At 62.8% G+C, this 15,958-nt stretch carries 13 protein-coding genes; 6 read left to right on the top strand and 7 right to left on the bottom strand.

The features are described from left to right. Positions 1-200 precede the first annotated feature (200 nt). The 3 genes from hemL to E4P01_RS02000 are packed head-to-tail and all read right to left on the bottom strand — an operon-like array spanning position 201 to position 2,957. Positions 201-1,484 carry a glutamate-1-semialdehyde 2,1-aminomutase gene (gene hemL / locus E4P01_RS02010; RefSeq protein ID WP_005791703.1) on the bottom strand — a complete coding sequence of 428 codons (1,284 nt, stop codon included), beginning with the start codon at positions 1,482-1,484 and terminating at the stop codon, positions 201-203. 19 nt (positions 1,485-1,503) lie between these two features. Next, entirely contained in the window at positions 1,504-2,127 is a 624-nt protein-coding gene (gene thiE, locus E4P01_RS02005; protein WP_032879317.1) for a thiamine phosphate synthase, read from the bottom strand. A 32-nt stretch (positions 2,128-2,159) separates the two neighbouring features. Continuing rightward, positions 2,160-2,957, bottom strand: coding sequence for a hydroxymethylpyrimidine/phosphomethylpyrimidine kinase (locus E4P01_RS02000; RefSeq protein ID WP_216092149.1), 798 nt, complete (start codon positions 2,955-2,957; stop codon positions 2,160-2,162). A 275-nt stretch (positions 2,958-3,232) separates the two neighbouring features. Here E4P01_RS02000 and E4P01_RS01995 point away from each other — a divergent pair, with 275 nt between their 5' ends. The 4 genes from E4P01_RS01995 (at position 3,233) to E4P01_RS01980 (ending at position 9,611) form a co-directional block, all read left to right on the top strand. Beyond that, positions 3,233-5,632 carry a hybrid sensor histidine kinase/response regulator gene (locus E4P01_RS01995; RefSeq protein WP_078822412.1) on the top strand — a complete coding sequence of 800 codons (2,400 nt, stop codon included), beginning with the start codon at positions 3,233-3,235 and terminating at the stop codon, positions 5,630-5,632. Between the two features lie 68 nt (positions 5,633-5,700). Further along, positions 5,701-7,359 (top strand): acyl-CoA dehydrogenase family protein, encoded by a 1,659-nt coding sequence (locus E4P01_RS01990; RefSeq protein ID WP_078822411.1) that lies wholly within the window; start codon positions 5,701-5,703, stop codon positions 7,357-7,359. Between the two features lie 75 nt (positions 7,360-7,434). Beyond that, positions 7,435-8,907: an AMP nucleosidase gene (gene amn / locus E4P01_RS01985; protein WP_164699529.1), complete on the top strand. Its 1,473-nt coding sequence runs from the start codon at positions 7,435-7,437 to the stop codon at positions 8,905-8,907. Between the two features lie 71 nt (positions 8,908-8,978). Continuing rightward, positions 8,979-9,611, top strand: a complete 633-nt coding sequence (locus E4P01_RS01980) for a pseudouridine synthase (protein ID WP_248129878.1) — start codon at positions 8,979-8,981, stop codon at positions 9,609-9,611. On the opposite strand, the gene E4P01_RS01975 is transcribed toward E4P01_RS01980, so the two are convergent. Next, the gene (locus E4P01_RS01975) at positions 9,606-9,815 is read right to left on the bottom strand and encodes a DUF2788 domain-containing protein (RefSeq protein ID WP_025999909.1); all 210 of its coding nucleotides are present in this window, start codon (positions 9,813-9,815) and stop codon (positions 9,606-9,608) included. The two genes, E4P01_RS01980 and E4P01_RS01975, sit on opposite strands and share 6 nt — an antisense overlap. Positions 9,816-10,008: 193 nt before the next feature. After that, entirely contained in the window at positions 10,009-10,488 is a 480-nt protein-coding gene (locus tag E4P01_RS01970; RefSeq protein WP_003194418.1) for an Lrp/AsnC family transcriptional regulator, read from the bottom strand. A gap of 416 nt (positions 10,489-10,904) precedes the next feature. Here E4P01_RS01970 and E4P01_RS01965 point away from each other — a divergent pair, with 416 nt between their 5' ends. Beyond that, a complete protein-coding gene (locus E4P01_RS01965) occupies positions 10,905-11,861 on the top strand; it encodes a DUF6515 family protein (protein WP_216092148.1) in 957 nt (318 codons plus the stop codon). Here the strand turns inward: E4P01_RS01965 and E4P01_RS01960 are convergent. Both E4P01_RS01960 and E4P01_RS01955 read right to left on the bottom strand, forming a co-directional pair. Then, complete coding sequence (locus E4P01_RS01960; RefSeq protein ID WP_103734846.1) at positions 11,858-12,751, bottom strand: cation diffusion facilitator family transporter; 894 nt, start codon at positions 12,749-12,751, stop codon at positions 11,858-11,860. The two genes, E4P01_RS01965 and E4P01_RS01960, sit on opposite strands and share 4 nt — an antisense overlap. Before the next feature lie 9 nt (positions 12,752-12,760). Beyond that, positions 12,761-13,180 (bottom strand): hypothetical protein, encoded by a 420-nt coding sequence (locus E4P01_RS01955; protein ID WP_005791686.1) that lies wholly within the window; start codon positions 13,178-13,180, stop codon positions 12,761-12,763. 254 nt (positions 13,181-13,434) lie between these two features. On the opposite strand from E4P01_RS01955, the gene hrpB reads away from it, so the two are divergent. Then, entirely contained in the window at positions 13,435-15,945 is a 2,511-nt protein-coding gene (gene hrpB / locus E4P01_RS01950; protein ID WP_216092147.1) for an ATP-dependent helicase HrpB, read from the top strand. Positions 15,946-15,958 lie beyond the last annotated feature (13 nt).

The following is a 15,958-nucleotide window of genomic DNA, read 5'->3' as shown; positions in this document are numbered from 1 at the left end:
GCGCGGACCCTCGGGGAGTCCAATAAGCGCGCATTATGAAATAAGCAGGCCTCTGCTTACAAAGTCTTTACTCGTTTTTCTGCTGCTTGGGCAAGTTATCTGCCGGATTGCAGGGCAATTCTCGAAAAAACCAGGAAACTTCTGTAAGCAAAGTAGCAAATCTGACGCTGCCTGGGGGGCAACGTCAGAACGTGGGTCACTTATTTCAGGGCCGCGAAGGCGCGTTCGGCAGCATCCAGGGTCAGTTTCAGCTCGGCTTCGCCATGGGCGATCGAGGTGAAGCCGGCTTCGAAGGCGCTCGGCGCCAGGTACACGCCGCCTTCAAGCATCAGGTGGAAGAAGCGCTTGAACAGGTCGGCATCGCTGCCCATCACGTCATCAAAGGTGACGATGTCGTCGGCGCCGCTGAAGTACAGGCCGAACATGCCACCGGCCTGGGTGGTGACAAACGGGATACCCGCGGCGTCGGCGCGCTGCTGCAGGCCATCAAGCAGGCGGGTGGTGTAGTCGGTCAGCTCGGCGTGGAAGCCCGGGCGGCTGATCAGGCGCAGGGTGGTCAGGCCAGCGGCCATTGCCAGCGGGTTACCCGACAAGGTGCCAGCCTGGTAGACCGGGCCCAGCGGGGCGATGTGCTGCATGATTTCGCGCTTGCCGCCGAAGCAGCCTACTGGCATACCGCCACCGATGATCTTGCCGAAGGTGCTCAGGTCCGGCGTGACGCCGTAGTGTGCCTGGGCGCCGCCGAGGGCGACGCGGAAACCGGTCATCACTTCGTCAAAGATCAGCACCACGCCGTGCTTGTCGCACTGCTCGCGCAGGCCTTCGAGGAAACCCGGTGCCGGTGGTACGCAGTTCATGTTGCCGGCCACCGGCTCGACGATGATGCAGGCCACGTCCTGGCCGACTTCGCTGAGCATTTGCTCGACGGCGGCGATGTCGTTGAACGGCAGGGTCAGGGTGTGCTTGGCGAATGCCGCCGGTACACCGGCAGAGTTGGGTACGCCTTGAGTCAGCGCGCCGGAGCCGGCCTTGACCAGCAGGCTGTCGGAGTGGCCGTGGTAGCAACCCTCGAACTTGATGATGTTGTCGCGGCCGGTGAAACCACGGGCCAGGCGGATCGCGCTCATGGTGGCTTCGGTGCCGGAGCTGACCATGCGCACCATTTCCATCGACGGCACGATAGAGCAGACCAGGTCGGCCATCTCGGTTTCCATGGCGGTCGGCGCGCCATAGGACAAGCCGTGTTGCAGCTGCTGGCGCACCGCGTCGAGTACGTCCGGGTGGCTGTGGCCGAGAATCATCGGGCCCCAGGAGCCGACGTAGTCGACGTAGCGCTTGTCATCTTCGTCGGTGACGTAGGCGCCTTCGGCGTGTTTGAAGAACAACGGCGTGCCGCCCACGCTCTTGAACGCACGCACGGGGGAATTCACACCGCCGGGGATGTGTTTCTGGGCATTGGCAAACAGGGTTTCGGAACGGGACATGATGGACGTCTCTCTGAAATCAGATTTTAAGAAGGGCATTGAAAGCACGGGCGCGTCGCGTGACTTCCTGAGTACTGTCGGCGCCGAACAAACCGTGCACCACGGCCAGCAGGTCGGCACCGTGGGCCACCAGCGGTTCGGCGTTGTCCAGGGTCACGCCGCCGATCACGCAGATCGGCAACTGCAAGCGCGTGCGGGCCTCGGCCAGCATTTCAACGGTGGCGGCAGGTGCGCCGGGCTTGGTGGTGGAATTGAAGAAGCGCCCGAAGGCGACATAGCTGGCGCCTTCCTTGGCGGCCTGTTCGGCCAGTTCGATCTGGCTGTGGCAGGTAGCACCGATGATCGCCTTGGAACCGAGCAGCGCACGGGCCGGGGTCAGCGGACCATCGGTCTGCCCCAGATGCACGCCCACGCCCAGGCGCGCGGCGAGTTCGGCATCATCGTTGATGATCAATTGAGTCTTGTAGCGCGAGCACAGTTCATACAGCTTTTCGGCTTCACGCAGGCGCCGTGCCTCGTCGCTGCTTTTGTCGCGGTACTGCAACAGTGTCACGCCGCCGTCCAGCGCCGCTTGGACGTAGGCGAGGAACTTGCCGGCCAGGAGCTGGCTGTCGGTAATGGCGTAAAGGCCACGTAGTTTCATCGGGCAAGCCCCTTGCTGTGACGAGCGATAAGTTACGAGCAGAAATCCAGCGGCAGCCGGCGCGGCACGAACTGGCCATGGCCCAGTTGCTCGGCGTCACGCAGGGTGCGCCAGGTGTAGTTGAGGGCCGATTGCACCGCGCTGGTCAAACCTTCGCCCTGGGCGATGCGCCCGGCCAGGGCGCTGGCCAAGGTGCAGCCCGAACCGTGATAACTGCCAGGCAAGCGCTGGCAGGTAAAGGTATGGCGCGTGCCGTCGCGGCTGTACAGGCGGTTGTGCACTTCATGTTCGTCGCCATGGCCGCCGGTGATCAGCAGGTGCTTGATGTACGGCAACAGTTTCTCGGCGCACTCGTCGGCAGTGCCGTCTGGCAGTTCGGCCAGGATGCGCGCTTCCGGCAGGTTGGGCGTGGCGATCAGTGACAAGGGCAACAGCCGCTCGCGCATCGCATAGCCGACTTCGTCCTTGCCCAGGCTACCGCCGCCACCGGCGCGCAGCACCGGGTCGCAGACCACCGGCAGATGCGGGTGCGCCTGCAGCAGTTCGACCACCGTATCGACCATGGCGGTGGAACCGAGCATGCCCAGTTTGACGGCCGCGACTTCGGAGTCGCCGAGCACGGCATTGGCCTGGGCCATCACCCACTCACGGTCGAGCACGCGGAAGTCGCTGACATTGACGGTGTTCTGCACGGTCAACGCTGTGACGGCCGGGGCCGCGTGGCAGCCCTGGGCGAGCAGGGCTTCGATATCTGCCTGCAAGCCGGCGCCACCACTGGGATCGTGGCCGGAGAGACAGAGGACAACGGGGCGAGAGCTGTAGATATTCATGGTGCGCGAGCTTACCACCAAACGCTTTTTGCGTGGCCGTCTGACGATGGTTGAAGTGTGAGCGCTGGAGCAGCGCTTTTCTGGCGAGTGAAACAGCATGAAAATCCTCTGAAGGCCTTGATGTAGAGCCTTTCAAAAAAATAGTTCAATGGTGTCCAATGGCCTTTAATGGCTATGCTAAAGTGCATTCAAACAACTTACTGTATCGCCGGTGTACGTCTTCTCAAAAGGATGGGGGGCTTTTGACATAACCGGACAGGCCACGCTGGGGCTCTATGCGCTATTTGCTGATCTTTATATTGTGCGGGCTACCCTTGCTCGCCGGCGCCGTCGAGTTCAACCAGGACACGCGAAGCCTGCCGCTGGGCCAGGTCATGCAAGTGCTCGAAGACCCAACCGATGCCCTCACCATTGCCGATGTCAGTTCCCCCGCCTACGCCGCCCAGTTCAAGACCCATGACAAAGCCACTCTCAACGCCGGCTATTCGCGCTCGGTGTTCTGGCTCAAGGTCAACCTGCATTACAGCGCAACAGATCCCCGTGCACCGCGCACCTGGTTTCTGGAGTTGGCTTATCCGCCGCTCAATCGCCTGGACCTGTATCAGAGCGACGGCACCGGTCACTACCGCCTGACCGCCCGCACCGGCAGTGCATTACCGTTTTCCAGCCGTGAGGTGAGCCAGAGCAATTACCTGTTCAAGCTCAATTTTGCGCCCGATCAGCAGCAGACCCTGTACCTGCGCTTGCAAAGCCAGGGCTCGATCCAGGCGCCGCTGACCCTGTGGGCGGGCACGGCGTACCTGGAAGAACAACCGCTGCGCTTGTATGTACTCGGGGCTATTTATGGTGTGCTGCTGGGCATGCTGATCTACAACCTGTTCATTTACCTCAGCGTGCGCGACACCAGCTACCTCTATTACATCCTCTATATTGCATCGTTCGGCTTGTACCAGCTGTCGGTCAATGGCGTCGCGGTGCAGTACTTCTGGCCGAACAACCCGTGGTGGGCGAATGCGGCGGTGCCGTTCCTGATCGGATCGGCGGCATTGTTCGGCAGCCTGTTCGCTCGCAGCTTCCTGCACACCGTGCAGCACAGCCGCTGGATCGACCGGATCCTGCTGGCGCTGGCAGCCTGCGGCGGCGTGGTGATGGCGCTGGCGCTGTTGACCAGCTACGCCGTGGCCCTGCGCCTGGCCACCGGCCTGGCGCTGGTGTTCACCGTGACCATCTTTGTCGCCGCGATCAAGGCCTGGTACTGCGGGCAGCGCATGGCGCGCTACTTCATCATCGCCTGGTCGGCGTTTCTGCTGGGCGGAGTGGTCAATACGCTGATGGTGCTGGGCTACCTGCCCAACGTGTTCCTGACCATGTACGCCAGCCAGCTCGGCTCGGCCATTGAAGTGGCACTGCTGTCCCTGGCCCTGGCCGACCGCATCAACGGTATGCGCGAACAGCAGGCGCAAATCCTCCTCGACGCCAGCCAGAAGCTCGAAGCGCTCAACCAGCAACTGGCCCGCAGTAATCGCCTCAAAGACGAGTTTCTCGCCACCCTGACCCACGAACTGCGCACGCCGATGAATGGGGTGATTGGTTCCCTGGAATTGATGCAGACCGTGCCGTTGGGCGAGGACCTGGCGCAGTACCAGCAAACCGCCGCGGGCTCGGCGCGGGACATGATGCGCATGGTCAACGGTATCCTCACCCTGACCGAGTTGCAGGCCGGTCGGATGGTGGCCCAGCCGCAAGCGTTCAGCCTGCGCGGTGTGCTCGACACCTTGCGCCAGCAGTTCACCCCCAGCGCGCAGAGCAAGGGCCTGGCGTTTTCCATTGATGTTGCCGATGAGTTGCCGGACCGGGTGATCGGCGATGCCGACAAACTGCTCCAATGCCTGGATTGCCTGCTGGACAATGCATTCAAATTTACCCAACTCGGCGCTGTGCGCTTGCGCGTGGTCGGGGTGCCCGAAGGGGAGGGTGCATTGCACCTGAGCTTTATTGTCACCGACACCGGTATCGGCTTCGCCTTTCTCGATGAGGCCACGCTGTACCAGCGCTTCTTCCAGCTTGATGGCTCGATGACTCGCGAATACGGCGGCCTGGGCATTGGTTTGGCGATTTGCCGGCAGTTGATCGAGCTGTTGGGTGGGCGCCTGACCCATCATTCGGAGCCGCGCAAGGGCAGCCGTTTTCAGTTGGAGGTGGACGTCAGCGTGGTGCCTGCGCAACCCAAGCCGAGCGGGCAAGCGCAGCCCAGGCAGCGTGCGCCCCAGGATTGCACCGTGTTGCTGGTGGACGACAACAGCGTCGGCCAGTTGGCGGTGCGTGGCATGTTGCTCAAACTCGGCTACCGGGTGAAAACCGTAGATAACGGCCCGGCGGCACTGGCGGCATTACAAGGCAATCGCTTCGATGCGGTGCTGCTCGACGTGCCGGAGGGCGGCTTCTCATTGTGCTGTCAGATTCGTGCACTGCCCGACTGTGGTGAGTTGCCGGTGATCGCCTTGAGTAGCTCAAGTGATGGACCAGAGCGTGAACGCTGCCATGGCGTCGGCATGACTGATCGCCTGGCTAAACCGGTGCGGTTCGAAGCCCTGCAAGGGGTGCTGCAGCGCCGCGTGTTGCGCTTGGGTGAGGGCGAAAGCGCCGGGCATTCGGCGGGTATGCCACTGTTTTAAGCGTGAGGTCGGTGCTTAACTGAATTCAAGGCCCCTCTTTCACGTGGCCTTTTTCCAGGAGGCCCGTCATGAACCTGCATCAGTTTGCCGAAACCCACGACGTCACCAATCAGCCACCGTCCCTGGACGGCACCAACCTGTATCGCATCGACTTGCCCCTGCAGCAATGGTCGCGTCGCTTTGGCGCCGGCTGGGCCGAATCGCGTATCGATGCCTACGGCGCGCTGGCCGGAGGGCCGTTGATGGCAGCCGGGTTCCTGGCCAATCAGAACAAACCGGTGTTCAGCAGCCATGACCGTTATGGTCATCGCATTGACCTGGTGGAGTTTCATCCGGCTTATCACGAACTGATGCGCACTGCCGTTGAGCATGGCCTGCCGTCGCTGCCCTGGGCTCACCCGCAGGCCGGCGCCCATGTGGCCCGTGCGGCAATGACCTACCTGCACAGCCAGGCCGAGGCCGGCACCGGTTGCCCGCTGACCATGACCTTCGCCTGCGTTCCGGCCTTGCGCCTGCAACCGGACCTGGCAGATCGCTGGTTGCCGAAAATCCTTTCGACCCAATATGACCCACGCAACGTCGGCATTGCCCACAAAGCCGGCGCCACCATCGGCATGGCCATGACCGAGAAGCAGGGCGGCACCGACGTGCGGGCCAACACCACACGCGCTTATCCGGTGGGCGCGGGTGGGCCCGGCCAGGCCTATGAACTGGTGGGCCACAAGTGGTTCTGCTCGGCACCGATGTGCGATGGCTTCCTGACCCTGGCCCAGACCGACAAGGGCCTGACCTGTTTCCTGCTGCCCCGGCACCGCCCGGATGACACGCGCAACGAGTTCTATATCCAGCGCTTGAAGAACAAACTCGGCAACTGCTCCAACGCGTCCAGCGAAGTAGAGTTTCGCGGCGCCCTGGCCTGGATGGTCGGTGAAGAGGGCCGGGGTGTGCCGACCATCATCGAAATGGTCGCCATGACCCGCTTCGATTGCATGGTCGGCTCCAGCGCCTTGATGCGTCAGGCACTGACCCAGGCCAGTCATCACTGCGCGCACCGCCTGGTCGGTGGCCGCGTGCTCAACCAGCAGCCGCTGATGCAGAACGTCCTGGCCGACCTGGCATTGGAGAGCGAAGCGGCCCTGGCCTTGAGCCTGCGCATGGGGCGCGCCCTGGATCATCTTGAAGATGAACAGGAAGCCAAGTTCGCTCGGCTGGTCACGGCGGTCGGCAAGTATTGGATCTGCAAGCGAGCGCCCGCGATGATCAACGAAGCCGCCGAATGCATGGGCGGCGCCGGGTATGTGGAAGACAGCATCCTGCCGCGTCTTTACCGTGAGGCGCCGGTGAACTCGACATGGGAAGGTTCCGGCAATGTGCAATGCCTGGACGTACTCCGCGCCTTGTCCAAAGAGCCGGGCGTGCTGGAGGTGCTGTTTGTTGAGTTGGGAGACGGCCATGGTGACAAGCAACTGGCGCGGCATATCGAGCAGTTGAAGTCGGCGTTTATGGACACCCAGGACATTCAGTACCGTGCGCGGCAGTTGACCGAGGATATTGCCGTGGCGTTGCAGGCCAAGTTATTGCTGGAAGCAGGAAATGCGGCGGTCAGCGACGGGTTTATCGCCAGCCGGTTGGGCGAATCGTCGGGGCGGGTATATGGCACCTTGCCGCGTGGGGTGGATGTAGAAGCCATAGTCGCGCGCTCAACCCCGCCATCTCCCATATTTTAAGGTGCATTCCAATCCGGCTGTTTCGGTGAGGCCGGGATACAGGCAAGATAAAGGCCTGCAAGTCCAGAACACAGGATGCTTACCGTGACCGAAGCTTTTGTTGTCGTTAAAACCGCCGAAGAAGCCGTGGACCGGCTGGCGGCTCTGCATGAGCAAGCCACCGGCGCGCTCAATCAAGCCCTCAAGCAATACCTCAAGGACCGCGTCGAGCCCGACGCCGCACAACGCGCACTGTTTCGCTACCCGGAACTGCGCCTGACCTACCACTGCCATGGCGAAGTCCCACAGACCACCCGTGCATATGCCAAGGTGCAACTGCCGGGTACCTACAGCGTCACCGTGACCCACCCCGCCGCGTTTCGTAAGTACCTGCTGGAGCAACTGGTGCCGCTGATGCACGACTTCACCGTCACGGTGGAAGTGGGCGTCAGCCAGCAGAACATTCCGTACCCGTACGTGGTGGAGCAGGGCGACGAACTCGCCGGCTCCGGCGTGACCGCCGCGACCCTGGCCCGCGTATTCCCCAGTACCGACCTGTCCGCCGCCACCGACGGCATTGCCGATGGCCTTTACGACTGGGAAAACACCGACCCGCTGCCCCTGGCATTGTTCGACGCGGCGCGCGTGGACTTTTCCCTGCGCCGCCTGGTGCATTACACCGGCAGCGATTGGCGCCATGTACAGCCGTGGATCCTGCTGACCAACTACCACCGCTACGTTGACCAGTTCATCCTGCACGGCCTGGAACAACTGCGCAGCGACCCGCGTTTTATCCGCATGGTGCTGCCGGGCAACGTGGTCATCGACAAGAGCATGGACCACGGCGAAGCTTCGGCGATTGCCGCCGGCGTGGTCTGGCATCGCTACCAGATGCCGGCGTATCACCTGCAAGCCAGTGACGGCCACGGCGTGACCCTGGTGAACATCGGCGTGGGCCCGTCCAACGCCAAGAACATCACCGACCACCTGGCCGTGTTGCGCCCGCATTGCTGGCTGATGATCGGCCACTGCGGCGGCCTGCGCCAATCCCAGACCATCGGCGACTACGTACTGGCCCACGCTTATATGCGCCGTGACGGGATTCTTGACCGCGTGGTACCGCCGAACATCCCGATCCCGGCCCTGGCCGAGGTGCAGTTGGCGCTCCAGCAAGCGGCGGCCCACGTCACTGGCGAAAAAGGCGAAGAGCTGAAAAAACGCCTGCGCACCGGTACCGTGCTGACCTATGACGACCGTAACTGGGAATTGCGCTGGGCCCAGGAACGGCCGCTGATCAACCTGTCCCGCGCCGTGGCCGTGGACATGGAAAGCGGCACCATCGCCGCCCAGGGTTACCGTTTGCGCGTGCCTTACGGCACCTTGTTATGCGTATCCGACAAACCCTTGCACAGCGAGATCAAGCTGCCGGGTTCGGCCAACGCGTTCTACGAGCGTGCGGTCAGCCAGCACTTGAAGATCGGCATCGAGGCGGTCGACCTGTTGCGCACCGAACTCAACTCGTTGCACTCGCGCAAACTGCGCAGCTTCGACGAGCCGCCGTTCCGCTAAGCGGTTGGGATGGTCATTTGGCGGTCAGGCCACTAGCATTGTCGGTCCTGACCGTTAGATGTTTCTTTGCCATGTCCCGTCCTACCCGTCCCGATTCGCGCCGCCCAGGCGTGAAACCTTCGCAGCCTGTTCGGCGTGTCGCCAAGGCGCCACCGGCCGAGCCGAAGCTGATCCTGTTCAATAAGCCGTTCGACGTGTTGACCCAGTTCAGCGACGAAGGCGGTCGCGCGACCCTCAAGGATTTCATCGACATTCCCGGTATTTACCCGGCCGGGCGCCTGGACCGTGACAGCGAAGGCTTGCTGCTGTTGACCAACGATGGCCAGCTTCAGGCGCGCATCGCCGACCCCAAGCACAAGCTGGCGAAAACCTACTGGGTGCAGGTGGAAGGCGAGCCGACCGAAGAACAACTGCAACGCCTGCGCGATGGCGTCGAGCTGAACGACGGCATGACCTTGCCTGCCGAGGCCCGACAACTGGAGGAGCCGGCATTATGGCCGCGCAACCCGCCGGTACGTTTTCGTAAAAGCGTGCCCACCCATTGGCTGGAATTGGTGATTCGGGAAGGGCGCAACCGTCAGGTACGGCGCATGACCGCAGCGGTGGGCCTGCCGACGCTGCGCCTGGTGCGCGTGCGCATTGGTGACTGGTCTATCGACGGCCTGGATCAAGGCCAATGGAAAGCAGTACCGGCGCGCCTATAAAGCGCCGGACTCGATCAAGCCGATCACCACGCTCTTGATGATGAACGCGGCCACGCCCAGGCCCAGCACGAAAAACAGAATGAATGAGCCAAAGCGCCCGGCCTTGGATTTCTTCGCCAGGTCCCAGACGATAAAGCCCATGAAAATGATGAGGATAGTGACCAGGCCGGTCATCATCCATTCTTCAAACAGGGCGGGGTCGATGTTGTTCATGGGGCTCTTCCAGCAAGACAAGCGAGCAGTATACGGCAGCGTTACAGACGCAACATTGACCTGAGTCGAAGCACAATCCAAATGTGGGAGGGGGCTTGCTCCCGATGACTGAGTGTCAGTTATTTATCAACTGACCCACCGCTATCGGGAGCAAGCCCCCTCCCACATTTGAATCTCAGTGTTCTCAGGTGCGCAGGTGGGTCAGCGGCAGTTCGGTGCTGTTGAGTACCTGGTTGAGCACAAAGCTGGAACGCACGCTGGTCACCCCTTCGATGCGGGTCAGATGGCCCAGCAGCAGTTTCTGGTAATGGTCCATATCCGGCACCACCACCTTCAACTGGTAGTCCGCATCCATCCCGGTCACCAAACTGCATTCCAGCACTTGCGGCAAGGTGCGAATGGCGGCTTCAAAATTCTCGAAACGCTCCGGCGTGTGCCGGTCCATGCCGATCAATACGTAGGCTGTAAGGCTAAGGCCGAGCATCTTGCGATCCAGCAGGGCGACCTGGCGGGCGATATAGCCGTCGTCTTCCAATTGCTTGACCCGGCGCGAGCAGGGCGAAGGCGACAGGCCGATGCGTTCGGCCAGCTCCTGGTTGGAGATCCTCGCGTCGCGCTGCAATTCCGCCAAAATACTCAGGTCGTATCGGTCAAGCTTGCTCATTGGGTTGGCCTTTGTCGTAACTATTGCGGTGAATTATCCATGAAGGGTTAAAAATTGCGCAAGCACTGTTTATTGACGCAATCTTAGCAATCATCTGTCCGCCCGGCACGCCTATGATTACCAACAGAATCACCGCCTGGACAACAGTCCACAGCAGCGCGCCCAATCAGGCCCGCTGCGGCCGCCGCCCCAGCAGGGTTGAGCCGGCCTCCAGGCTGCACACTGTCCACAAGACGGCGTGAGGTGAGCCAACGTCAAAAGCGTTGAGCACGGACGAAATTCTCAAGGGGTGGCCGACGGGTCACCCCTTTTCTTTTGCCTTGAGAAAATAGTGCCCACGACTGATAACCTGCGTGAGAACCGGGTGAGGCTTTTCCAGTCTCATGTGTAGGCCCTAATCCGCAGTGAGGAAAAGCATGAAGCGCATCTGGCGTATGGCAGGTGTTGGTTTGCTGGTGGCAAGCGTCGGCACGCAGGTAATGGCCGACGAGCGCGATAACTCACCGGGCCCGGGTCAACGGCCTGAGCACAATCAGCCACGTCCACAAAACCCGCAGGATGATCGCGGCGGCCAGCACGAGGGTGGCCAATGGCAAGGTCGCCCGCAAGGTCATGAGCCAGGGCGACCTGCACCGCAACCTTCCAATAACCTGCCGATCCAGGGCCAGCCCGACACGGTGCGCCAGACCCAGGAACCGCGCCAGGGTTATTACCGTGATATCCCCAGGCGCCCCGATGACAATCGGCATTGGGAGGCTGGCGGCCCCGGTTCGCGTCCGGGTAACGATCGCCCCGGTGATAACCGCTGGCCAGGCCGCCCCGACGGGCATGGCAACGGCTGGGGTCCGGGCCCGCAACATCGCCCTGGTTATGTCATCGACCGTTTTCCCGACCGCAATTACCGCGTGCCTTACCGTGGCCAGGACTACTTTTTCTCCGGCGGCTACTGGTATCGCCCCCAAGGTCCACGCTACGTGGTGGTGACGCCACCCTATGGCATCCGCGTGCATTACCTGCCGGACTATGCGCGTGAAGTATGGGTAGGGGGTTCGCTGTTGTTCCTTGCCGCTGGCGCGTACTACGCCTATGAGCAAAGCACCCAGCAATACGTGGTGGTGCAGCCTCCTGCGCAAGTGCCATCGCCCCAGCCGGCGCCGCAAGGCAACGGCTATGACGTAGTGGCCTACCCTGCCAACGGCCAATCGCCGGCGCAGGTGCAGCAGGACGGCTACGACTGTTATCGCTGGGCGGTGCAGCAAAGCGGCTTCGACCCGCGCACCGTCACCTACGCCCCGGACCCGGCGGTGGTGCAAACCTACCGCCAGGCCCAGGGCAACTGCCTGGGCAGTCGTGGGTATCAGGTGCAGTACTAGGTTTTGTTGCCGGTGACCACTTCCAGCGGGTCGGCGTGCACCAATACTTCGGCTTTCGGGTATTCCCGGTGAATGGCGTCGGCGGCCTGGTCGCTGATGCCGTGAGCCACCGACAGCGTCAATTCCCCCGGCAACTCCAGGTGCAGCTGCACAAACCAGTGGTTGCCGGAAACCCGCGTACGCAAGTCGTGGGCACCCAGCACGCCGGGTACGCCACGAGCCAGTTCCAGCATGTGCTGGCTGACATCTGACGGTAACTCTTCGTCCATCAACACCGCAAAGCTTTCGCGGGCGATCTGGATCGCGCTCCACAGAATATAGGCGGCGATACCCAGGCCAAACCAGGCATCGACCTGATGAAAGCCAAAACCGGCCAACACCAGCGCAATCAGGATGCTGCCGTTGAGCAGCAAGTCCGAGCGGTAGTGCAGCGAGTCGGCGCGCACCGCGTTGGAGCCGGTCTCGCGCACCACGCGGTGTTGCAGCATCAGCAGGGCCACGGTCAGCGCCAGCGACAGGATAATCACGCCAATGCTCAGCCACGGTGCGCCGACCGGCTCCGGATGCTTGAGCCGTTCAAAGGCCTGGAGCGCAATCAGCACCGCACTGCCGGCAATAAACAAGGCTTGCGCCATGCCCGCCAGCGACTCCGCCTTGCCGTGCCCGTAACGGTGATCGTCATCGGCCGGGCGCAGGGCGTAATGCACGGCCAGCAGATTCAACAGCGAGGTCACGCCGTCGAGCAGCGAGTCGGTCAGCCCGGCGAGCATACTCACCGAGCCGCTGAGCCACCAGGCGATGGCCTTGGTGATAATCAGCACACTGGCCACGCCCACCGAGGCGCGGGTGGCCAGGCGCAGAAGCCTGGCGTGTTCGGGACTGCTGGTCATGGGCTGTCCTTACGCGGCGGGCTGCAGGCCCAGGGACGCGAGTTGTTGCACGCTGCCCTTGAACTGGATCAGACGCGGGTCGTCCAGCGGCAAGCTGCGGCCGGTTTCCTTCTCAATGATGCTTTGCAGCTTGGCATTGTCGACCTTGCCGTCGGCGCCGATGGCTTCGTGCAATTTCTCGGGCGCGACCTGGGCGGTCTTGCCGGGTTCGTAGTAGATCGCGCCCGTGGCGAAGTCGACCCCAAACGCGATCAGGCCCGGGATCACGTAGAACAGCAGGCCGACGGCATCGAGCACGGCAATGGCCGGGTCGATCTTGCCGTCGATCTGGCCACGGCGGTCGGGGTAGAAAATCGAGCCGCAGGCGGTGAGTTGGCTCAGCAGGGTGACGGCGAGGACACCGCCGATGACACGGGAAGCGATACGCATGAAAAAGTCTCCTGAACACTATTTAAGGGTGACTATAAGCCAGATCGGCCAGACGCCGATGAACCAATGTGGGAGCTGGCTTGCCTGCGATTGCGTCGGCTCGGGGAATACAGCGGCAACTGTTACACCGCTATCGCAGGCAAGCCAGCTCCCACCCTCGACTGCATTCACAGCCCAAAGCGTGGGTGTTTTTGAGACCCGCATCGGCATCCGGCAGTTCGCCGTTATACTCGCCGCTCTGCTTTGGAGCCAGTATGAATTCGTTGCCGATCGATGATGTTTTACCCGCCCTGCGTGACGCCTTGGCGCATCGCCATGAAGCCGTGCTGGAAGCGCCGCCTGGCGCCGGTAAAACCACCCGCGTGCCGTTGGCCTTGTTGCATGAGCCGTGGCTCGCCGGGCAAACCATCCTGATGCTCGAACCCCGGCGCCTGGCCGCACGGGCTGCCGCCGAAAGACTGGCCAGCGAGCTGGGCGAAAAGGTCGGTGAGACCGTGGGCTACCGCATTCGCCTGGACAGCAAAGTCGGCCCCAACACGCGTATCGAGGTGGTGACCGAAGGCATCCTCACTCGCCGCCTGCAGGACGACCCGGCATTGGATGGCGTGGGCCTGTTGATCTTCGACGAATTCCACGAGCGCAGCCTCGACGCCGACCTGGCGCTGGCCCTGAGCCTTAACGGGCGCGAGCTGTTTCGCGACGACCAGCCGCTGAAGATCCTGCTGATGTCCGCCACTCTCGAAGGCGAGCGCCTGGCGGGCTTGCTGGATGACGCGCCGATTCTGCGCAGTGAAGGGCGCATGTTCCCGGTGCAGATGCGCTGGGGCCGGCCGTACCAGGCCGGGGAGTTTATCGAGCCGCGCGTGGTGCATACCGTCCTCGAAGCCCTGCATGACGAGACCGGCAGCGTGCTCGTGTTTTTGCCGGGGCAAGCGGAGATTCGCCGGGTCAACCAGCAACTGGCCGAGGCCTTGGGTGATCGCCCTGATGTGCTGTTATGCCCCCTGCACGGTGAGCTGGACCTCAACGCCCAGCGCGCCGCCATCGACCCGGCGCCGGCCGGCAAGCGCAAAGTAGTGCTGGCCACCAATATCGCCGAGACCAGCCTGACCATCAACGGCGTGCGCGTGGTGATCGACGCCGGGCTGGCGCGGGTGCCACGTTTTGACCCGGGCAGCGGCATGACGCGCCTCGACACCCAGCGCATCTCCCGTGCCAGCGCCACCCAGCGCGCCGGTCGGGCAGGGCGGTTGGAACCGGGGGTGTGTTATCGGTTGTGGTCCGAAGACCAGCATGACGGTTTGGCCGCCTATGGCAGTGCGGAAATTCTCGCCGCCGACCTGGCCGGGCTGGCCTTGCAACTGGCGCGTTGGGGCGTGACGCCCAGCCAGTTGGTTTGGCTGGACATCCCACCGACTGCCGCCTATGCCCAGGCTCAGGAGCTGTTGCAACGCCTGGGTGCATTGAACGAAGCAACCCTCACCGGCCATGGCCAGAAGATGGCCGAGCTGCCGGCCCACCCGCGTATTGCCCATCTGTTATTGCGTGGCCAGGACCTTGGGCTGGCTGCCATGGCCTGTGACGTGGCAGCCCTGTTGGGCGAGCGCGATATCCTGCGCGGCGGCGGTGCCGACTTGCACAGCCGCCTGGCGCTGATGGCCGGTGAAGAACGCGCACGCGGCACTCAGGGTGGCGTGCAGCGCGCCAAGCAGTTGGCACGGCAATACCGTGGCTACCTGCGCGGCAAGGCGACCCAGCCGGTGGACAATCCCGACCACCCGCGCTGGCTCGGCGCCTTGCTGGCACTGGCCTACCCGGACCGCGTCGCCCAGCAACGTCGCCCCGGCGGCGCTGAATATCGCCTGGCCAACGGTCGCGCGGCGCTGTTTGCCGAAGCCGACAGCCTGATGAAACAACCCTGGCTGGTGATCGCCGACCTGGGCAGCCGCCAGGGCCAGCGCGAAGAACGCATCTACCTGGCGGCGGATTTTGATCCGGCGTTGTTCGACACCGTGCTGGCCGAGCAAGTGCGCAATGTCGACCAACTCGACTGGGACGAACGCGAAGGCGTCTTGCGTGCCGAGCGCCAACGCAAAGTCGGTGAGTTGGTACTCAGCCGCGAACCGCTGACCGGCCTCGACGAATCCGCCCGCAGCCAGGCGCTGGTCAACCTCGTGCGCCGCAAAGGCCTGGAACTGCTGCCCTGGACTCCGGAACTGCGTCAGTGGCAAGCCCGTGTGATGCTGTTGCGCCAACTCGACGCCGGCAATACCAGCGAGTGGCCCGACATCAGCGACAAGGCGCTACTGGCCAGCCTCGAACACTGGTTGATGCCTTACCTGGGCAAGGTCTCGCGCCTCAGCCATTTCGCCAACCTGGATATTTCCAGCTACCTGCATAACCTGCTGCCCTGGCCATTGCCCCAACGCCTGGAAGAGTTGGCGCCGCAGCATGTGAAAGTGCCGTCGGGATCATCGGTACGCCTGGACTACAGCGAGCAGCCGCCGATTCTGGCGGTGCGCTTGCAGGAATTGTTCGGGCTGGCAGACACCCCGCGTATCGCCGGCGGGCGCCTGGCCGTGAAGTTGCACCTGCTGTCCCCGGCGCGGCGGCCGGTGCAGGTCACGCAGGATCTGGCGAACTTCTGGCGCAGTACCTATGCCGAGGTGAAGAAGGATTTGAAAGGGCGCTACCCCAAGCATTACTGGCCGGATGACCCGTTGGTGGCCGAAGCTACGGCCCGGATCAAACCCAGAAAGCTTTGAATGTAAGTAACTC

Origin of the sequence: Pseudomonas sp. NCIMB 10586, from assembly GCF_023127895.1 — a bacterium.
Lineage (GTDB): Bacteria > Pseudomonadota > Gammaproteobacteria > Pseudomonadales > Pseudomonadaceae > Aquipseudomonas > Aquipseudomonas synxantha_A.
Note: the sequence above shows the minus strand (reverse complement) of the source record. Positions and strands in the feature narration are given on the sequence as shown.